The sequence below is a fragment of the Tunturibacter empetritectus genome (genome assembly GCF_040358985.1).
Lineage (GTDB): Bacteria > Acidobacteriota > Terriglobia > Terriglobales > Acidobacteriaceae > Edaphobacter > Edaphobacter empetritectus.
Genome location: NZ_CP132932.1, coordinates 3754530 through 3772922 on the forward strand (window position 1 = coordinate 3754530; position 18393 = coordinate 3772922).

At 59.6% G+C, this 18393-nt stretch carries 19 protein-coding genes; 10 read left to right on the forward strand and 9 right to left on the reverse strand.

Annotation, left to right across the window (positions count from 1 at the left end):
• Positions 1–17 precede the first annotated feature (17 nt).
• Positions 18–1646 carry a DHA2 family efflux MFS transporter permease subunit gene (locus RBB75_RS15600; RefSeq protein WP_257031051.1) on the reverse strand — a complete coding sequence of 543 codons (1629 nt, stop codon included), beginning with the start codon at positions 1644–1646 and terminating at the stop codon, positions 18–20.
• Positions 1647–1688: 42 nt separating this feature from the next.
• Here RBB75_RS15600 and RBB75_RS15605 point away from each other — a divergent pair, with 42 nt between their 5' ends.
• Positions 1689–2153 (forward strand): MarR family winged helix-turn-helix transcriptional regulator, encoded by a 465-nt coding sequence (locus RBB75_RS15605; RefSeq protein ID WP_353068602.1) that lies wholly within the window; start codon positions 1689–1691, stop codon positions 2151–2153.
• A gap of 62 nt (positions 2154–2215) precedes the next feature.
• On the opposite strand, the gene RBB75_RS15610 is transcribed toward RBB75_RS15605, so the two are convergent.
• From RBB75_RS15610 to RBB75_RS15620, 3 genes are all read right to left on the reverse strand, one after another.
• Positions 2216–3019, reverse strand: coding sequence for a hypothetical protein (locus RBB75_RS15610; RefSeq protein WP_353068603.1), 804 nt, complete (start codon positions 3017–3019; stop codon positions 2216–2218).
• A gap of 147 nt (positions 3020–3166) precedes the next feature.
• Positions 3167–3964, reverse strand: coding sequence for a class I SAM-dependent methyltransferase (locus RBB75_RS15615; protein ID WP_353068604.1), 798 nt, complete (start codon positions 3962–3964; stop codon positions 3167–3169).
• A gap of 80 nt (positions 3965–4044) precedes the next feature.
• The gene (locus RBB75_RS15620; RefSeq protein WP_353068605.1) at positions 4045–4452 is read right to left on the reverse strand and encodes a cupin domain-containing protein; all 408 of its coding nucleotides are present in this window, start codon (positions 4450–4452) and stop codon (positions 4045–4047) included.
• Between the two features lie 159 nt (positions 4453–4611).
• Here RBB75_RS15620 and RBB75_RS15625 point away from each other — a divergent pair, with 159 nt between their 5' ends.
• The 6 genes from RBB75_RS15625 to RBB75_RS15650 all read left to right on the forward strand — a co-directional run bounded on the left by RBB75_RS15625 (position 4612) and on the right by RBB75_RS15650 (position 12334).
• Positions 4612–6027, forward strand: coding sequence for a dipeptidase (locus tag RBB75_RS15625; protein WP_353070399.1), 1416 nt, complete (start codon positions 4612–4614; stop codon positions 6025–6027).
• Positions 6027–6758, forward strand: coding sequence for a molybdenum cofactor guanylyltransferase (gene mobA / locus RBB75_RS15630; RefSeq protein WP_353068606.1), 732 nt, complete (start codon positions 6027–6029; stop codon positions 6756–6758). The genes RBB75_RS15625 and mobA overlap by 1 nt, the downstream gene beginning before the upstream one ends.
• A 71-nt stretch (positions 6759–6829) precedes the next feature.
• A complete protein-coding gene (locus RBB75_RS15635; RefSeq protein WP_353068607.1) occupies positions 6830–7750 on the forward strand; it encodes an ABC transporter ATP-binding protein in 921 nt (306 codons plus the stop codon).
• A gap of 258 nt (positions 7751–8008) precedes the next feature.
• The gene (locus tag RBB75_RS15640; protein ID WP_179637639.1) at positions 8009–9520 is read left to right on the forward strand and encodes a sugar transferase; all 1512 of its coding nucleotides are present in this window, start codon (positions 8009–8011) and stop codon (positions 9518–9520) included.
• Positions 9521–9536: 16 nt separating this feature from the next.
• On the forward strand, positions 9537–11216 hold the full coding sequence (locus RBB75_RS15645; protein WP_353068608.1) for an NAD+ synthase: 1680 nt from the start codon (positions 9537–9539) through the stop codon (positions 11214–11216).
• A 41-nt stretch (positions 11217–11257) separates the two neighbouring features.
• Positions 11258–12334 carry a thioredoxin domain-containing protein gene (locus tag RBB75_RS15650; protein WP_353068609.1) on the forward strand — a complete coding sequence of 359 codons (1077 nt, stop codon included), beginning with the start codon at positions 11258–11260 and terminating at the stop codon, positions 12332–12334.
• Positions 12335–12404: 70 nt separating this feature from the next.
• Here the strand turns inward: RBB75_RS15650 and RBB75_RS15655 are convergent, their stop codons facing one another.
• The 5 genes from RBB75_RS15655 to RBB75_RS15675 form a co-directional block, all read right to left on the reverse strand.
• Positions 12405–12632 (reverse strand): hypothetical protein, encoded by a 228-nt coding sequence (locus RBB75_RS15655; protein ID WP_179637641.1) that lies wholly within the window; start codon positions 12630–12632, stop codon positions 12405–12407.
• A 65-nt stretch (positions 12633–12697) separates the two neighbouring features.
• Entirely contained in the window at positions 12698–13267 is a 570-nt protein-coding gene (locus tag RBB75_RS15660; protein ID WP_353068610.1) for a DUF420 domain-containing protein, read from the reverse strand.
• Complete coding sequence (cyoE, locus tag RBB75_RS15665) at positions 13267–14223, reverse strand: heme o synthase (RefSeq protein ID WP_179637643.1); 957 nt, start codon at positions 14221–14223, stop codon at positions 13267–13269. Before cyoE ends, RBB75_RS15660 begins: the two co-directional genes overlap by 1 nt.
• A gap of 95 nt (positions 14224–14318) precedes the next feature.
• A complete protein-coding gene (locus RBB75_RS15670; RefSeq protein WP_179637644.1) occupies positions 14319–16082 on the reverse strand; it encodes a lysine--tRNA ligase in 1764 nt (587 codons plus the stop codon).
• 105 nt (positions 16083–16187) lie between these two features.
• Complete coding sequence (locus RBB75_RS15675; protein WP_179637645.1) at positions 16188–16796, reverse strand: class I SAM-dependent methyltransferase; 609 nt, start codon at positions 16794–16796, stop codon at positions 16188–16190.
• Positions 16797–16860: 64 nt separating this feature from the next.
• Here RBB75_RS15675 and RBB75_RS15680 point away from each other — a divergent pair, with 64 nt between their 5' ends.
• Genes RBB75_RS15680 through atpB form a run of 3 tightly spaced genes read left to right on the forward strand, consistent with a single transcriptional unit; the run spans position 16861 to position 18375 of the window.
• On the forward strand, positions 16861–17169 hold the full coding sequence (locus RBB75_RS15680; RefSeq protein WP_257030886.1) for an AtpZ/AtpI family protein: 309 nt from the start codon (positions 16861–16863) through the stop codon (positions 17167–17169).
• Positions 17162–17602 carry an ATP synthase subunit I gene (locus tag RBB75_RS15685; RefSeq protein ID WP_353068611.1) on the forward strand — a complete coding sequence of 147 codons (441 nt, stop codon included), beginning with the start codon at positions 17162–17164 and terminating at the stop codon, positions 17600–17602. The genes RBB75_RS15680 and RBB75_RS15685 overlap by 8 nt, the downstream gene beginning before the upstream one ends.
• 41 nt (positions 17603–17643) lie before the next feature.
• Positions 17644–18375: a F0F1 ATP synthase subunit A gene (gene atpB, locus RBB75_RS15690; protein WP_353068612.1), complete on the forward strand. Its 732-nt coding sequence runs from the start codon at positions 17644–17646 to the stop codon at positions 18373–18375.
• Positions 18376–18393 lie beyond the last annotated feature (18 nt).

Consider the following 18393-nt stretch of genomic DNA (forward strand, 5'->3'; position numbering starts at 1 on the left):
GGCGTTGAGGCCAGGGGTTAGTGTCCGCCCATGGCTTCGGGGTCGGGTTTTGCGGCTTTGGTGGGGAGACGCATGATGAAGGGCAGCGGCGTGAGCAAAAAGATGGTGCAGGCGAGGATGGCGAAGGCGTTCTTGTAGCTGAGCATCGAGGCCTGGCGGAGCATTTCCTGGTAGGCCTGGCCGAGGGCCATCTGTGAGGCGCTGGCGGCAGACATGCCCTGCGACATCAGCATCTCTTTCATGCGGTCCATGTAGAGGTTGTAGGGGACGCTGCCGCGGACGACGTTGGCGGAGAGAGCGACCTGCTGAACCTGGGAGTTGCGCGCCAGATAGGTGGTGAGGAGCGCGGTGCCGGCGCTGCCGCCGAGGTTGCGGGCGAAGTTGGAGAGGCTGGAGATCTGGTTGGTCTTGCTGGCGGGCACGCCGACGTAGTTGAGCGTGCTGATGGGGATGAAGATGAAGGCGAGACCGATGACCTGGAGCATTCGCCAGAGGGTGACGGTGCCGAAGGCTGTGTTGAGGTCGAGCCGCGTGAGGTTGTAGATGCCGATGGCGGTGACGAGATAGCCGAGGCAGACCATGAGGCGTGGATCGAATTTGCCGAGGCTGCGGCCGGCGACGAACATCATGATCATCATGACGAAGCCAGCGGGGGAGAGGACCATGCCGGCGCGTTCGGCGGTGTAGCCGAGCAGGCCTTGGAGGTACTGCGGGATGAGCACGGTCGAGCCGAAGAGGACCATGCCGAGGATGAGCTGGAGGAAGACGGCAGTTCCGAAGTTTCGGTTCTTGAGGAGCTTGAGGTCGACGATGGGATCGGGATGGTGCCACTCCCACCAGGTGAAGAAGATCAGCGTGGCGGCGGCGAGGATGGCGAAGGTGCGGATCATGGGATCTCCGAACCAGTCCTTCTCCTGGCCTTTATCGAGGGTGAACTCGAGGCAGCCGACACCGACGGCTACGAGGCCCAGACCGAGGAAGTCGATCTTGAGGTGCTTGGCCTGCTCCATGCGCTCTTTGAGATGGGGTGGATCTTCGACCATGCGGTTGCTGAGATAGAGCGAGATGAGGCCGATGGGGATGTTGATGAAGAAGATCCAGTGCCAGTTGAAGTTGTCGGTGATCCAGCCGCCGAGGGTTGGGCCGATGGCGGGTGCGACGACGACGGCCATGCCATAGACTGCGAAGGCCTGGCCTCGTTTTTCGATGGGGAAGGTGTCGGCGAGGATGGCCTGCTCGCTGGGAGCGAGGCCGCCGCCGCCTGCGCCTTGAAGGATGCGCGCGACGATGAGAAGAGGAAGCGTGTTGGCGATGCCGCATAGGAACGAGCAGATGGTGAAGAGGGCGACGCAGACCATGTAGAAGCGCTTGCGGCCGAAGCGGTTGGAGAGCCAGCCGGAGATGGGCAGGACGATGGCGCTGGAGACGAGGTAGCTGGTGAGGACCCAGGTGGCTTCTTCAGAGCTCGCGCCGAGGGTGCCGGCGATGTGGGGCAGGGCAACGTTGGCGATGGAGGTGTCGAGTACCTCCATGAAGGTGGCGAGTGTCACGGTGAGCGCGATGGCCCAGGGATTATGGTGAGGCTTCCACGCGGCGGGCGCGGCGATAGGCATGGGCCGGGCGAGCGAGGGCGAGGGTGCAGTCATTGTTGCCATATCAGTCTCCTGATATGATATCAGGAGACTGATATGGTTTCTTTAAATTCTAACGGAGTAAAGCGGCAGGCTGAGAGGCGGAGGGCGGCGCAGATGATGAAGCGCATCCTGATCCACTTTCGCAGCCAGATGGATGAAGCGCTGCGACCCCAGGGTGTGACGACGGCTCAGCTGCACATACTAAAGACGCTTCGGGGGGAGCCGGGGGTGTCGGGTGCCCAGTTGGCGCGGCTGTGCTATGTGACGCCGCAGTCGGCGCAGTCGCTGTTGACGGGGCTGGCGAGAGATGGGTGGATTGTAAGGAATAAAGGGCGGGGGAATGACCGGATTCTTGCGGCGCGACTGACGGCTGAGGGGGAAGAGCTGCTTCAGGAGGCGGAGAAGATGGTGAAGGTGATTGAAGGGAAGCTGTGGCGAGGGGTGGCTGAGAGTTCGATTGAGGCTTTGAATGGGGTGCTGGAGCAGTGCCTTGCGAATCTTGGACCGGAGTCGGAATGACCGCTAGCGCCTGAGAAGAGAAGCCAGAAGGGCCTGCCGTGGGGAAGGGCAGGCCGTTGGTTTTACTGGCTGGGTTGTTTGCCGTGGAACAGTTTGTGGTTGATGTCGGGCCAGAACTCGTGAAAGAGGAAGGTGCCGGCGTCGATACCGATGTTTGACCCCCATTTGCTGACGGTGTTGCCGAGGGTACGTTCTCTCGAGGGGTAGTAAAGGTTGGAGAGTCCGGCGCCGGCGCCTGCACCGACGATCTCGCTAATGTTGAAGGTCTCATTTCCGGCATCATTGCGCGTGATTACGACGCGGCTTAGAGAGTAGCCAGCGCGCTTCATGAAGCCGCCGCGTCCCAAGGTGTAATAGCGGTTGTCTTCCCGGGTGATGACGGGGAAGATGGCCTCGACGGTGTAGTTTTCCACGGCCTGATCGGCGAAGGCATGCCAGTAGTAGCGTCCGTAGCCGGCGGCTCCCTGGCGAAATTCCGGAGTGCTGTTTGTCGCCTGATTGATGCCGGCGACGGCGGCCGGCAGAAAGATGGAGGAGTAGTCAAAGCTGTCCTGCGAGGCAGTTTTGAACTTTTCCAGGACAGTTTGCGGCGGGAGATGAGTGTTGGCGCTGACGGCGCGGAAGTTTGGAAAGATGCCGAGGATGCGCTTGGTTTGAACGCCTTCCTGCTCTGCGACCGGGCCTGAGACCGGGGCCTGGGGCGCGTCGGGTAGATCGGAGTTGTCGAGCAAGGACGAGGAAGAGGTTTCGACACTGACCTGGGTAAACGTTGCTGGCTTATCTTGTGCATGCGCGCTGCCACAAAAAAGATACAGTGACAGGAACAAATTGGTGGCGCTGAGGGGGAGGCTTGATTTTATTTTCATAGGCTAATCGTTTTATTGATTCGTTAGACGCAAAAATAGGATGTTTCGTCTTACGGAGATGATTCATCGACTTTATCTGATTCTCCCTGCGGGAAGGGTTGGGGAGATGATGTAAGATGCGCGCTTTTGCCGGGGAATTTACGGGGCTTAGCGGAGGGTGGCGTGGAAGCGAAGGCGAACGTAGTCGGCGATCCAGTTGCCGTCGGCGTCGCGGAGGATGGGCTCGAGCAGGGCAATAGTGTTGGCGACTGCGGCTGCGCGATCGTGTGGATCGAGGCGGTCGAGGACACCGTTGCGGAAGGTGTTGAGCCAGGACTCCATGCCTGTGGGAAGCGGTGTGGGGCGAGGGATGAGTTCGATGGATTGGACGGTGAAGCCGGCGGATTCGAGGAGATGGCGATAGAGCGCGGGCGACGGGAAGAAACTGGCGGCGGTGGCTTCTGCGTCGATGTGGAAGGGCGCGAGGGTGGCCTGGAGTGCGGTGCGGATGGCAGCGACGTTGCCGTAGCCGCCCATCTCGGCGACGAAGCGGGCCTGTGGATTGGTGCTGCGGAGGGCGCGGTGAACGCCGGCGAGCGTGGCATGGTGGCCGGAGATGCCGGGGATCCAGTGAAGAGCGGCGTTGGAGAAGACGGCGTCGAACTGGTTGTTGTAGGGGAGTGCCGTGGCGTCATACTGATCGACCTCAAATTTTGCTGCGCTGTGGAGGTTGCGTTGACGGGCTGCGGCGAGCATGGCGGGTGAGGCGTCGACGCCGGTGAGGATGGCGCCGGTAGCGGCGAGTTGTTCGGTGAGAGCGCCGTCGCCACAGCCAAGATCGAGGATGCGTTCGCCGGGTTGGGGAGCGAGGAGAGCGACGACGTTGGAGGCGAGGTTGGCTACGAATCGGCCGTTGGCGGCATAGGCTTCGGTGTTCCAGGTTTGACCGGTGGGTTGGGCGCTCATCTGCTTATTGTTCGCCGAAGCGCGCCGCTTTGCGAGGAAGATAAGAATTTTCTGTGTGGGGATAAGCTCGGGGCAGGTGGTCAGGTGCCGTAGCCGCGGTGCTTCATTGCCAGCAGATCCTGATTGCTGGGCCAGGAGAGTGTTAGGAGGAAGGCGGAGTCCTGAAGGGCTTCTACTTCGTGGCGGATGGAGGCGCTGAGAGTGATGAGGTCTCCTGTCTTGAGGTCATGGGGCTTGCCGTGAACGGTGAAGCGTATCTGACCCTTGAGGACCTGGACGGAGAGGGTTCCGTCTGCGTGATGCTCCTTCATCCGCGCTGCGTTTTCCATGACGATGAGGACGACACGGAGGTCGTGCTTCTTGAAGAGGGTTTTGGCGTAGTGGCCGGATTGCCAGGGCTTCTTCTGTTCGGAGTCGGCGATCTCCTGAGGCAGGTCGAACTGCGCCAGCTTGTCAATCATGGTGCCGTCTTTGAGGGAGGTGGTCATTTCGTTTTCCTCTTAGCCCGCATTAATTACGCTCTGGGATGGACCAGATGCAAGGGGAATGATTGGGCCGCGCAGAGCGGACATATACTTGTGTTTTGCCGGGAAGGGACTTTGCTGGCGTGAGACTGTTCCAGGAGTGAATCGGTGACGACGAAGACGATGACGGCGGTTGAATTTGGGCGGGAGAACAAGGGGCGTTTTGTCGAAGAGCTGAAGGCTCTGCTGCGGATTCCCTCGGTGTCTACGGATCCTGAGCATGCGGGGGATGTGCGGCGGGCTGCGGAGTTTGTTGCGGCGGAGTTGAAGAGGATTGGGATGGAGAACGTTCGTCTGATTGAGACGACGACGGCGGAGCGGAGGGGACATCCGCTGGTGTATGCGGACTGGCTGCATGCGGCGCCAGAAGCAAATGGGCCGGGAGCGGATGGGAAGGCTAAGCCTACGGTGCTTTGCTATGGGCACTATGATGTTCAGCCGGCAGAGCCGTTGGAGGAGTGGAAGACGCCGCCGTTCGAGCCGACGGAGAGGGATGGGAACATCTATGCTCGCGGGGCCGTGGATGACAAGGGGCAGATGTGGATGCATGTGAAGGCGCTCGAGTCGCTGATGGCTGCGGGTGGCGGGAAGCTGCCGGTGAATGTGCGGGTGATCGTTGAGGGTGAGGAGGAGGTTGGCGGCGAGGGGATTGCGGCGTTTGTGCGGGAGCACGGCGATCAGCTGAAGGCGGATGTGGCGCTGGTGAGCGATACGGAGATGTTTGCGCCGGAGCTGCCGACGCTGTGCGTGGGCCTGCGCGGAATGATCTATACGGAGATTGAAGCTCGCGGGGCGAAGACGGATCTGCACTCGGGGATGTACGGCGGGGCGGCTCCGAATCCTTTCGTGGCGCTGGCGCAGGTGATTGCGAAGTTGAAGGATGAGAGTGGGAAAATTTTGATTCCGGGATTTTATGACGAGGTGCAGAAGCCGACCGCAGATGAGTTGAAGGCTTGGAAGGCGTTGCCGTTTGATGAAGAGCACTATCGCGCGACGGAGGTTGGATCGAGTGTGCTGACCGGCGAGCCGGGATTGAGTGTGCAGGAACGGACGTGGGCGAGGCCAACGCTCGATGTGCATGGGATGCCGGGTGGGTTCGTTGGAGTGGGCGCGAAGACTGTGATTCCAGCGAAGGCCGTGGCGAAGGTGAGCATGCGGCTGGTGCCGGATATGACACCGGCGGAGAGCTTCGCGAAGTATAAGGCCTATGTGGAGTCGATCGCGCCGAAGGGAGTTGCGCTGGAGGTGCGGTTGATTCATGCGGGCGATCCGATCGTGGTGAGCACGGATAACTCTTACGTGAGGGCCGCGACCGAGGCGATGCGCGAGGTGTTCGGTAAGGAGACGGTGTTTGTGCGTGGGGGCGGGTCGATTCCGATTGTGGGGGACTTTGTGCGGGAGCTGAAGGTGCCGACGGTGATGATGGGATTCGGGCTGCCGGATGACAACCTTCACGCGCCGAACGAGAAGTTTCATCTGGCGAACTTTCATCGTGGAATTGAGTCGATCGTGCGGTTTTTGAGTGGCGTGGGTGCCTGATGGCGTGCTCGGTCCCGGAAGAGGTCGGCGGCTATGTGCTGGCGGGTGGAAAGAGTTTGCGCATGGGGCGGGACAAGGCTTTGCTGGAGCTGGCGGGGAAGCCGCTGGTGCGCCATGCGGTGAAGAAGCTGCGGCGGGTGTGCATGGATGTTCGCATACTGAGCGGAAACCCGGAACTCGCGGAGTTCGCGCCGATTGTGGCTGATCTGCATCCAGGTTGTGGACCTCTTGGAGGGCTGGAGGCGGCGCTTATGCATTCCACTTTTGATTGGAGCCTGTTTCTGCCGGTGGATATGCCGTTTCTTCCGACGGCGTTTTTGAGTCAGTGGGTTCGCAGAACGATGACGGAGGAAAAGAGGGGAGCGAGGCTGGCAATGTTTACGGTGGATGGTGTTCCGCAGCCTACATTGGCGATGGTTCACCGGCACGTCGCCCCCTTTGTGGCGAGTGCTGTAGAGCGGGGGGAGTTCAAGTTGTATCCGGTATTGGAGCGGGCGGGCAGGGAACTGGCGGCGAAGCAGGGGGGCGTGCTCGGAAGGACATTCCGCAATTTGCCATGGAACGATGAATCGACATTTCAAGCAACGCCAAACTTGTACGGTCCACGCCAAGAAGGCTGGATGGCAACGACCGAGGCGCAGCAGTCGGCGAAGCATCTGTGGTTTGCGAATTTGAATACGCCGGAGGAGTTTGCCGAGGCGGAGCGGCATGTCGATGCACTGGATACATAGCGGGATACGAAGCGGGCGATGGGTTAGGCTAGATTTGTGTCTTGATTTTTTGGTGGGTAGGAGTCGCTTAGATGGCAGAGCCGGATGACAAGATCGAGGAACAGCCGCACGAGGTGACCGCGGATACTCCGCTGATTGAGAGCGTGTCGGAGGACGTGTCGGCTGAGGTGGGTGATTTCATTCAGCAGGCGGCGGAACAGAATGAGGCGGCTGCCGAGGCTTTGCCGGATATCAAGAACAAGCCTGCGCCCTACATCTCGTTTGAGCATGTGTATAAGTCGTTCGGCGAGTTTGTGGTGCTGGAGGATGTGAGCTTCTATGTACTGCCGGGAGAGACGCTGTGCATCCTGGGTCGAAGCGGCGTGGGCAAGTCGGTGTCTCTGCAGATGCTGCTGGGTTTTTTGAAGCCGGATAAGGGGATGATCAAGGTTGCGGGGGAGAATATCTGCGGCTTTCAGGAGAAGGAGTTACAAGAGATCCGCCGAAAGGTGACGATGGTCTTTCAGAACGGAGCATTGTTCGACTCGATTACGGTGGGAGAGAACGTTGCGTTTCCGATGCGGGAGCGCGGGGAGATGGCCGAGGACCAGATTCTGCAGGTAGTGAAGGGGTTGCTGGAGATGGTGGGGGTTGCGGGGATGGAGGGTCTGCTGCCGTCGGACCTGTCGACGGGGATGAAGCGTTCCATCGCGATTGCGCGGGCGCTGGCATCGCAGCCGGAGGCGGTGTTGTATGACGAGCCGACAACGATGGTGGACCCGCTGATGGCACATCTTCTTGGAGATTTAATCGAACGGCTGAAACAACAACTGCATCTGACGAGCATTGTGGTAACTCACGATATGCGGCTGGCAAAGAAGCTGGCGGACCGAGTGGTGTTTTTGAGCGCAGGCAAAGCGATTTTCTTTGGAACAATGGAAGAGATGGAACGCAGCCAGGACCCGATACTTCAGGAGTTTCTGGCGCTCGATGAGTTGGTAACTCCGGTCTAGGGTTACGGGCGTGAGGCAGGGCGCGGCTTCGGTAAAGCGCCTCCCACGAAGATGTTAGATGTGTCGTGCAAACTGTTGCAGTATCAGTTGCCAAGCCCCGGTCTGAGACGTATGCTCCAGATAGCATCCAAAATTATCAATGACCCGCAGCACTGTCTTATTTTGCGTCTTTTTTTATCGACGATACCCATGAGCTTCAATTTGGGCATCCTATCGACTACAAGGCCCTGGGATTATTTGAGTTGAAAGGCGTTCGCTATGGCGACACCGGATTATCTGCAGCAGGTCATCGTTTCAGAGAGAAAATACACGGGGAATGGAAGGCGCGCGTCAAGGGCCGACGGGGTCTTCCGCAGGCCGTCGATCACGAGTACGGTGTGGGCCTCGCTGGACCTGCTGACCGTGGTGATTGCGGCGGTTGCAGCTTTAAGGTTCCGTGTTGAGACGCCCGCGAATGTGCCTACGCTGCATGTGCTCCCGCATCTGATCAAGTCCTCCCCGAATCTTCTGTTTTTTTACATTGGCTGGTATGGAATCTGCCTGATCTTCTTTACGCGGTCTTATGGGCTGTACGGGACGATTCAGCACCATAGCGGATTGCATGAGCAGAGGATGACGATTCAGGCATCGCTGACCTCGGGCTTGCTTCTGTGCGGGACGCTTTATCTGTCGAGCGGCGAGGCGATCTCGCGAATCGTGGTTGGGTTGATGGTGGTGTTTACGACGGTGCTGCTGTGCCTGCGGCGCGCGTTGTGGCGGAGGATGGTCTATCGGCGATTCCGCGCCGGTATCGAGACGCGGAATGTTTTGATTGTGGGGGCGGGGCGTGTGGGGCATGCGCTGAGGAACCATATCGACACGCTGCAGCATCTCGGATTTCGATTCAAGGGCTTTGTTGCATTGACGGAGCGCGAGGCGGAGTCCGGCAATGCAGATGTGATCGGCGATGCGAGGAACTGCCTGTCGCTGGCGCGATCGTTGTTTGTGGACGAGATCTTCTTCTCGGTGCCGGCAGAGGAGAAGATGGTGATCCGCATGGTGGAGGAGGCTCGGATTGCCGGCATCGACGTTCGCGTGGTTCCGGATATGTACGATGGCCTGGCGTGGAATGCCAGGGTGGAATATGTCGGTCAGTTCCCGACGATTCCGCTGCATCGCAGAGACTTTCCGATCGGCGGATTTTTGCTGAAGCGGGTGCTCGACACGACGGTTTCCGTGATTGGGCTGGCTTTGACTGCGCCGGTGATGCTGGCGATTGCCGCTGCGATTCGGCTGGATTCTCCGGGGCCGATCTTTTATAAGGCTCAGCGGATCGGGCGAAAAGGCCGCGCGTTCTCGTGCTACAAGTTCCGGACGATGGTGCAGAACGCGGATAAGTTGAAGGCGGATCTGGAACACATGAATGAACGGGATAGCGTGCTGTTCAAGATCAAGAAGGACCCTCGGATTACGAAGGTAGGCAAGGTGCTGCGGAAGTATTCGCTGGATGAGCTGCCGCAGTTTTATAACGTGCTGAAGGGCGATATGAGCCTGGTGGGGCCGCGGCCTCCGATGGCGGCTGAGGTGGAGCAGTACGATCTGGCGCATCTGCGGCGGCTGGATGTGCTGCCGGGGATTACCGGGCTGTGGCAGGTGGAGGCGCGGCAGGATCCTTCATTCGACAGCTATATCTCGCTGGATACGGCGTACGTGGAGAACTGGAGTCTGATTATGGATCTTCGGATTCTGGCGCGCACAGTGGGTGTGGTGTTGAGCGGGACAGGCTCCTAAGCGGTAGACTTGAAGGGTGAAGATAGCGCTTGCCCAGATCAACCCGACGGTGGGTGACTTCGCCGGGAATGCGAAGAAGATTCTTGAATATGCGTCTCGTGCCGAGGAGTTGGGCGTGGGCCTTGTAGTGTTTCCCGAGCTTGCGGTGTGCGGGTATCCGCCGGCGGATTTTCTTGAGAAAGCATCCTTCGTTGAGAGGGCAGAGCAGGTGGTTGCGGAGCTTGCAGGCTGGACCGCGGTTGCGGGCCGACCGGCGATTCTGTGCGGCACGGTGATGGCTTCGAAGGCCAGCGTGGGCAAGCAGGTGCGGAACGTCGCGGCATTGATGGATGGAGGCAGCGTGAGCTTTGTGCAGCAGAAGATGCTGCTGCCGTTCTATGACGTCTTCGACGAGCAGAGATACTTTGAGCCGGCGACGGAGCAGGCGCTGGTCTGTGTCGGCGGGGAGCCGCTTGCGATTACGATCTGCGAGGACGCCTGGAACGACAAAGGATTCTGGCCCCGGCAGATGTATCCGGTGGATCCTGTTGAGAGGCTGATGGGGCGGTGGGAGTCGCAGTCGACGGAGCTGGCGGGACAGCAGCGGGTGATCTTGAATATCTCGGCTTCGCCTTATTGGCAGGGAAAGCCGCAGATCCGGCAGAATATGCTGGCTGCGCTGGCACGGCGGCATCATGCGTTTGTGGCGATGACGAACCAGGTGGGCGGGAACGACAGCCTGGTGTTTGATGGTTCGTCGCTGGTGATTCGGCCGGATGGTCATGTCGTGGCGCGGGCTGCTTCGTTTGCTGAGGATCTGGTGGTCTTCGACACACGGGATGGCGAGGCGATCGCGGCAGCGACTCAGGTGGACGAGGTCGCTGCGATGTGGAGTGCGCTGGTGCTGGGGACGCGGGACTACGTGAGGAAGTGCGGGTTCAGCAAGGTGCTGGTGGGGTTGAGCGGGGGGATCGATTCGGCGCTGGTGGCGGCGATTGCAGTGGAGGCTCTTGGCAAGGAAAACGTAATTGGTGTGGGAATGCCGACGGAGTACTCGTCGCTGGGCTCGATTGAGGATGCGCGGAAGCTGGCGAAGAACCTGGGGGTGAGGTTTGAACTGCTGCCGATCCATGATGTGTTCGCGCAGTTTCAACATGTGTTGCAGCCGCTGTTTGCAGGGACGCCGTTTGGGCTTGCAGAGGAGAACCTGCAGCCGCGCATTCGTGGGACGCTGCTGATGGCGTTGTCGAACAAGTTTGGCGCGCTGGTGTTGACGACTGGGAATAAGAGCGAGATGTCGACCGGGTACTGCACGCTGTACGGCGATATGGTGGGTGCGCTGGCCGTGATTGGTGATGTGATGAAGATGCGGGTGTATGCGTTGAGCCGGTATGTGAATCGCGTGAAGGAGATCATTCCGTGGGAGACGATCTCGAAACCACCTTCAGCGGAGCTGCGGCCAGAGCAGCGGGATACCGACTCGTTGCCACCGTATGAGGTGCTTGATCCGATCCTGGAGGCGTATGTGGAGCGGTATTGTTCGGCGGAGCAGATTGCTGAAGAGCAGGGATTGGATGTGGCTTTGGTGAGGTCGGTGCTGCAGCTGGTGGAGAAGAGCGAATACAAGCGGCAGCAGGCGGCTCCGGTGTTGAAAGTTACGAGAAAGTCGTTCGGAATGGGGCGCCGGTTTCCCATTGCGGTCAAGGTTCAGGTGTAATAGAGGAGCTGCGCGGATAGCGACGGCGAAGGATGGTGTCTTTGAAGATTTTAAACAGGAAGATTTCGAATTGGATGTTGGCGGGAGTGGTGGCTCTGAGTGCTACGGCAGTGGCGGCGGCGCAGACGGCAGCGGGTGCGGGAGCGCAGACGGCTCCTGCCGGGCAGAAGTCTGATGCTCCCCTGAAGCTGCAGAGCCTGGGGCAGGATACCAAGGCGGATCCTTTTCCTCCGGTGAATCAGAAGTACTTCACGGCGTCTACGCCTACGGTGGATACGGTCAATGCGTTTCTGAAGGCGCTGTGGGGTTATGATTCGAACCGCATCTGGCGGGTGGAGGCGATTCAGACCACCTCGGCGCCGAATGTGACCAAGGTGATTGTGTTTGTGTCGGACAAGACTCCGAATGCGAAGGTGCAGCCGACGGCGTTTTTTGTGACGCCGGATGGAAAGCATGCGGTTGCGGGCGATGCGGTAGTGCCGTTTGGCGCGACGCCGTTTGCCGATCTGCGCAAGACGCTACAGGCTCGGGCAGATGGTGCGACGCGGGGCGCGACGAGCAAGGACCTTCTTCTGGTAGAGTTTTCCGATCTGCAGTGTCCGCATTGCAAAGACGCGCAGTCCACGATGAATCAGCTGGTGAAGGACTTCCCGAACGCCCGTGTGGTGTATCAGAGCTTTCCTCTGGTGGATCTGCACCCCTTTGCGTTCAAGGCGGCGGCGTATGGGTACTGCGTGCAGAAGCAGAAGAACGACGCGTTCTTTGTCTACTCGGCTGCGGTGTTTGATACCCAGGCTGCTTTGACGGACGAGACTGGGAATCAGACGCTGAAGGATGCTGTGACCAAGGCTGGACTAGATCCGGCAGCGATCGATGCGTGCGCGGCGACTCCGGCAACCAAGGAGCAGGTGAATGCCTCGATCAAGCTGGCGCAGGATGTGGGTGTTGAGCAGACGCCGATGCTTGCGGTGAATGGGCACCTATTGCCGCTGGCTGGGATTCCGTACGAGACGCTGAAGACGATCATTTCGTACCAGGCTTCGCTCGATGGCGTGAGCACGGGAGCGACCGGGCCGGCGGTGGGTAGCAGCTCGAATCCTCCGACACTGGGAAAGTAGCTGCTTCTGCGTTTCGGTTTGATGAGAAAGCTCTGATCATGGCGATCGGGGCTTTTTTATGTGTGGAGGGTCAGCGGTGGCGGTCGCCGAGGAGTTTGATAGCTGCCAAAAGAAGCGTGAGAAAACCGGTGGGGAGGCAGCCCATTGCGAGCATCAGGGACAGCCAGCCGAGGTTGGTGTGCGGACCCTGATGGCGGGAGATGCCTCCGAAGCTGGTGAAGATGAGTGCTGCTGCGATGACTCCAGTCCCGAAGATGAGGAGGCCGGTACGGAGGAGCTTGCGGGTGTCTGGTTGCATAGGGACGGTGCTTCGTGCGGTGGTTTGATGTTGCTTTGTTGTGAATCTGCGTGAGTGGATCTTCCTTAGTGAATCAAGGCTTGCATGGCGTATACGATGACTCCGGTGACGGAGACGTAGAGCCAGATGGGGAAGGTGTAGCGTGCAAGTTTTTTGTGCGTCGGGAAGCGGCCGGTGAGCGAAAGGAAGAATGTGATCAGGATCATCGGCAGGGCGACGACCGAGAGGAAGATGTGGGAGGCGAGGAGCTTCCAGTAGAAGGGCCACCATGGGCTGAGGCGGTTGAAGTGAGTTTCGCCATGGAGGGTGAAGTTGGTCAGGTAGGAGACGAGAAAGATGGTGGAGAAGAAGAACGCCGTGAACATGGCCGCGCGGTGTTGGGTAACGCGGCGAGCTCTGATATAGCCGAAGCCAATGATAAGCGCGATGGTGCAGAGGGCGTTGAGGATCGCATTGAGTAGCGGGAGCGAGCGAAGATGATTGCCGGTGATATCAAGCGGCGCATGGAAGTAGACGAGGTAGCAGATGAGTGCGCTGGCCGCGGCGCTGACGACGATGATAGTCGCGATGATGCTTGGCGGAGTGCGCAGGTTTGCGCCGGGATTTTTGTTGGGCAGAGCAGTTTGCGCGGGCATTAGAAGAGAAGACGTCCTTTGGCGTCTAGCATCATGGCGGCTAAAAGTAGCGGGAGATAAATCACTGAGGCGCGGAGGAGATCGCGGGCTACGAGGCGCGAGGAGTCGGAGTCGGGATTGCGGAGGATGCGCGCGAAGCGAATGGTGTACCAGAGGTAGCCTGTACCCAGGATCGTCGCTGCGACTGCGTAGAAGTAGCCGGTGGTGTGTAGCGCTGCGGGCCACAGGCTGGCTGGGATCATAAGGACCGCGTAGAAGAGGGCCTGAATGACTGTGCTCTGTGCGGCGTACTGGGTATTTGGCAGGTTGGGTGTGAGGCGGATGCCGGCGCGGGCGTAGTCGTCGCGGTACATCCAGCCGATGGCCATGAAGTGGGGGAACTGCCAGACGAAGAGGATGGCGAAGAGAGCTACGCCGGGCCACTCGATGATGCCGCGTGCGGCGGTCCAGCCGATGAGGGGGGGCAGTGCGCCGGGGAATGCGCCGATGAAGGTGTTGATGGTGGTGACGCGCTTGAGCGGGGTGTAGATGGCGACGTAGCCGATCGCGGTGAGGAGTGTGAGGGTTCCGGTGAGCAGGTTGGTGGTGTAGGCGAGGTAGAGCGAGCCGAGGAAGATGGCCGCGAAACCAAGGATGAGGCCGTGCGTGAGCGAGATTCTACCGGCTGCCATGGGGCGTGAGGCGGTGCGGCGCATAAGCGAGTCGGTTTTGCGTTCGAGGGCCTGGTTGAGCGCGCTGCTGCCGCAGGTTACGACGGCGATTCCTGCGAGAGCCTGGAGGAGACCGGCGTGGAAGGGGCTGATGCCGCTGCGGAGGCTGCCCAGATAGAAGCCTGCTCCGGCGGTGATGATGACCATGGTTGAGACGCGGAGTTTGAAGAGAGTGGCGTAGTCGGCGAGCAGCGAATGGGACTTCGCGGGCGCGAGGACGTGATCGGTTGTCGCGGAGGTGGCCACAGGATAAGGATAACGCGTTTGGGGCGCGGCGACGGGGCTGGCGTCGCCGCGTGTGCGCTATTCGAGCGGCTGTGTTCTATTCGGCTGACTATGGTTTATTCGGCTGACGCGCCGTGTTTGGCTTCGGCTGCGTCGGACTGTTTGACATGGGGGCGCAGGAGGGGAAAGAGGATGACGTCGCGGATGGATTTGGAGTTGGTGAGGAGCATGGTGAGGCGGTCGATGCCGATGCCTTCGCCTGCTGTCGGGGGCAGGCCGTAGCCGAGGGCGCGAACGTAATCCTCGTCCATCTGGTGGGCTTCGTTGTCGCCACGTGCCTTTTCGGCCATCTGCTGCTCGAAGCGGGTGCGCTGGTCGTCGGGGTCGTTGAGCTCGGAGAAGGCGTTGCCGACCTCGAAGCCTCCGATGTAGAACTCGAAACGCTCGACCCAGCCGGGCTCGTCGGGTTTGATCTTCGAGAGGGGGCTTACGGCCAGGGGGAAGTCGTAGATGATGGTGGGCTGGATGAGTGGTTCTTCGATGCCCATCTCGCCGCCTCGCAGGGCTTCGGCTCTCAGCTCGAAGAGATCGGAGATGGCTTTGCCGTAGGGTGCGCCCTTGTCGAGGACGAACTCGCGAACGAAGTGGCAGTCTGCGCCGAGGCGATTGAGGGCGCGATCGAAGGACGACTTCTCCGGGTCGGCGAACTTTTCTCCTTCGTCGATGAGCGCTCTGAATTTTTCCTCAGAAGAAAAATCTTCTACGGTTGGTTGAATTGGTGCGTTCGGCGGCCACCACTTGATGATGGCCTCGCGCATGGAGAGCTTGGTCCATTTGCTGAGATCGATCTCGTGTCCGTTGAAGTGGGTGATGGTCGAGCCGTTGACCTCTTTGGCGACGCAGATTACAAGTTCTTCGCTGAGGGTCATCAGATCGTGATAGTTCGCGTAGGCTTGGTAGAACTCGAGCATGGTGAACTCGGGGTTGTGGCGGGTGCTGATGCCTTCGTTGCGGAAGTTGCGGTTGATCTCGTAGACGCGATCGAGGCCGCCTACGACGAGGCGCTTGAGGTAGAGCTCGGGCGCGATGCGAAGGAAGAGGTCGAGGTCGAGCGCATTGTGATGGGTGGTAAAGGGCTGGGCGGCTGCGCCTCCGGCTACCTGATGCATCATGGGGGTTTCGACTTCGAGGTAGCCGCGGCGGTCGAAGAACTTGCGGATGGCGCGGAGGATGGCGGCGCGCTTGACGAAGACCTCGCGGACGTTGGGCGTTTCGGGTTCGGCCGGCTCGGCTGGTGCTTCGCCTGAGGTGGCGGGCTTGGTGGCGCCGGTGTTCATGAAGAGGTCGACGTAGCGCTGGCGGTAGCGAAGCTCGGTGTCTTCGAGGCCGTGATACTTATCTGGCAAAGACAGCATGGCCTTGGTGAGGAAGGTTAGCGCGGGCAGGTTGTCGAAGCCGCCAACGTGGATGGTGAGCTCGCCGGTGCGGGTGCGGAAGAGATGGCCGCGGACGCCGATGTGGTCGCCGAGGTCGAGGAGCTTGTAGAGAGCGAAGGTGTTTTCACCAACGTCGTCTTTGCGGACGTAGATCTGGAAGCGCTGGCCGCCTTGCTGGAGCTGCGCGAAGCCAGCCTTGCCCTGAACGCGGATGGCCATGATGCGGCCGGCGATGCTGACGAGGATGGGGTCGGCGTCGAGCTGCTCGGCGGCGAGGGGGTCGTAGGCGGCGCGGATCTCGGGGATGGTGTGGCTGGCGGCGTAGTGATTGGGGTAGGTCGCCTCGGCGTGGCTGAGGCCTTCGAGCTGACCGAGGGCGGCAATCTGCTGGAGCTTGTCGCGGCGCTGCTGATAGAGATTTTTTTCGAACTCCGACTCGTACACAGGGATTCCTTTGGCTGGATGTTGCTGACACCCCAGTATATGAGAGTGTGTGAAGCGAGTGGGGAGCGTCTCACTTTGAATTCTTGCTTAAAGGTGTAAAGCGTCCTATTGCAGTTGGGCGAGCCAAACGGCGCGGCCGCCGCAAGTTTGATCCTCTGATACAGTGGCGACGACCGCGAAGCCGTGCTCGCTGAGCAACCTGATGTACTCGGCCGAGTCAAGACTCGCATGATACAACGGCTCACCATGAAGCTGCCCAATCGCCTCACCATACGAACTTCCGCTCGTGAACATCAGCGCGGCGTGCGGGGCGGCGTGCGCTTTGAATATCGAAAACATCCGCCTCTGGTTCTCATGATTCAAGTGAAAGAAGCTATCCCAGGCGAGGATGCCGTCAAAACGTTGCTCAAGACACAATGTGCGCATATCTGAAAGAAGCGCCTGCTGACTGGGCAAACGCGCTTGAAACATGGCGATCATCGTGGCCGAGGAGTCAATGCCGGTCACGGCGTAGCCGCTTTCGCTAAGATGTTTTGCGATTGGAGCACCGGCTCCGCAGCCGATGTCCAAGACCGATCCGCCCGTTGGAATCAGCGCGCAAAAGCGATTCAACCACCCGCGTTCGCAAAAGTTATTCTCGCGCAGCCGCTCGTTAGCCCAGGCTGCGGCGTGCCTTTCATAGAGGTCGATAACGCAATCGGAGTCGGTGCTCATCGAAAAATTCTACGACGTACCGAGGGTTGAGGAGATGGATCCTTTCGGAGGACGGAAATCGAAGATGAGATCCCATCGGACGCTGTATGCGTGGTGTAATAGTCCTGCTATGGCGGATGATGGAGCAGGGAACGGCGGTAACGGCGCGAGTGGAGGCGGCAAAGGTGCGCTCGGTGAGTTGGTGAAGGCTGAATCGATGATTCAGTTGGCGATTGCTCTGCCGGCTGGGTGCGTCATCGGGTGGTTAGTGGGGAGCTGGCTGGATCGGCACTTTCATCAAGGCTGGATCACGGTTGTCGGGATACTGCTTGGGGCAGCGGCGGGATTCGTCCAGATCTTTCGGACGGCGTCGCGGTATATCAAGCGTGGATAAGAGCGCAGGTGAGGATGATCTTGTGAAGACGATGGAGAGCTTCAGCGACGCGGACTTCAAACGGACGATCTTGAGCGCGTTGCGGTTGCTGGTGGTCATTACCGTGGTTGCAGCGCCGCTGGTGTGGTGGAAGATGGGCTGGCAGTCCGCGGTTTTGCTGCTGGTGGGGGCGCTGATCTCGGGGTCGGGTCTGTTTGAGTGGCTGCGGTTGATGACGGCGGTGATGGTTCGGATGGATGGCGGAGGAAAAGCGAAGCCGATGGGACTGATTTTGTTCGGTTTCTTCCTGCGGCTGGGGCTGACCGTAGTGCTGCTTTATGTTAGCCTTAAGATTCTGAATGGTTCGGTCTACGCGCTTGCCGCTGGCCTCGCTCTGGGTGTGTTTGCACTGACGATCGAGGGTTTGAGGCTAATGAAGGCGTGGACGGTTTAGGCCGGGCGTTCGCGGATCAGACTGAAAAGAAGTTTATTTATATGCCAACACAGACACTCTTCACTCAATTTTTGAATCAGCACTTCGGTGCGTTCACGACCTCGCTGCTGCAGACGCTGCATGTGCATCCGAAGTACCCGGCCTATCCGATTACGGATTCGTTTGCGATGGAGTTGCTGGTTTTTCTCTTGCTGATCGCGTACTTCACCCTGGTACGGACGACGTTGAGCGTTGAGAAGCCAGCCGGCGCGCAGCACCTGGCAGAGATGACCCATGAGTTTGTCTCGGAGCAGGGCGAGCAGATCATCGGCCACGGGTCGGAGCGTTTCACGAGCTACCTGACATCCCTGGGGCTGTTTATTTTGCTGGCCAACCTGATGGGCATCATTCCCGGGCTGAAGTCTCCTACGGCTTATGCCGTGGTGCCGCTAGGCTTCGCGCTGGTGACGTTCATCTACTACCACTATCACGGGATTCGCGAGAACGGCTGGGCATACATTAAGCAGTTTCTGGGTCCGGTGTGGTGGTTGTACCCGCTGCTGCTGCCGATTGAGATCATCTCGCACCTCGCTCGCGTTCTCTCGCTGACGGTTCGTCTCTACGCGAATATGTTTGCGGGAGACCTGGTGACGATCGCATTCTTCTCGCTGGTTCCGGTTGGAATTCCGCTGATCTTCCTGGGGCTGCACCTTGGCGTGGCTGTGGTGCAGGCTTACGTGTTCTTTCTGCTGGCGGCGATCTATCTCTCGCTGGCAACGGCGCACGATCATTGATGCTTCGCATACCCAAGG

What these genes read in the sequence shown, in the direction of transcription:
- RBB75_RS15600 (WP_257031051.1), bottom strand. Translation starts at nt 1,646, where the DNA reads ATGACTGCACCCTCGCCCTCGCTCGCCCGGCCCATGCCTATCGCCGCG.
- RBB75_RS15605 (WP_353068602.1), top strand. Translation starts at nt 1,689, where the DNA reads ATGGTTTCTTTAAATTCTAACGGAGTAAAGCGGCAGGCTGAGAGGCGG.
- RBB75_RS15610 (WP_353068603.1), bottom strand. Translation starts at nt 3,019, where the DNA reads ATGAAAATAAAATCAAGCCTCCCCCTCAGCGCCACCAATTTGTTCCTG.
- RBB75_RS15615 (WP_353068604.1), bottom strand. Translation starts at nt 3,964, where the DNA reads ATGAGCGCCCAACCCACCGGTCAAACCTGGAACACCGAAGCCTATGCC.
- RBB75_RS15620 (WP_353068605.1), bottom strand. Translation starts at nt 4,452, where the DNA reads ATGACCACCTCCCTCAAAGACGGCACCATGATTGACAAGCTGGCGCAG.
- RBB75_RS15625 (WP_353070399.1), top strand. Translation starts at nt 4,612, where the DNA reads ATGACGGCGGTTGAATTTGGGCGGGAGAACAAGGGGCGTTTTGTCGAA.
- mobA (WP_353068606.1), top strand. Translation starts at nt 6,027, where the DNA reads ATGGCGTGCTCGGTCCCGGAAGAGGTCGGCGGCTATGTGCTGGCGGGT.
- RBB75_RS15635 (WP_353068607.1), top strand. Translation starts at nt 6,830, where the DNA reads ATGGCAGAGCCGGATGACAAGATCGAGGAACAGCCGCACGAGGTGACC.
- RBB75_RS15640 (WP_179637639.1), top strand. Translation starts at nt 8,009, where the DNA reads ATGGCGACACCGGATTATCTGCAGCAGGTCATCGTTTCAGAGAGAAAA.
- RBB75_RS15655 (WP_179637641.1), bottom strand. Translation starts at nt 12,632, where the DNA reads ATGCAACCAGACACCCGCAAGCTCCTCCGTACCGGCCTCCTCATCTTC.
- RBB75_RS15660 (WP_353068610.1), bottom strand. Translation starts at nt 13,267, where the DNA reads ATGCCCGCGCAAACTGCTCTGCCCAACAAAAATCCCGGCGCAAACCTG.
- RBB75_RS15675 (WP_179637645.1), bottom strand. Translation starts at nt 16,796, where the DNA reads ATGAGCACCGACTCCGATTGCGTTATCGACCTCTATGAAAGGCACGCC.
- RBB75_RS15680 (WP_257030886.1), top strand. Translation starts at nt 16,861, where the DNA reads ATGAGATCCCATCGGACGCTGTATGCGTGGTGTAATAGTCCTGCTATG.
- atpB (WP_353068612.1), top strand. Translation starts at nt 17,644, where the DNA reads ATGCCAACACAGACACTCTTCACTCAATTTTTGAATCAGCACTTCGGT.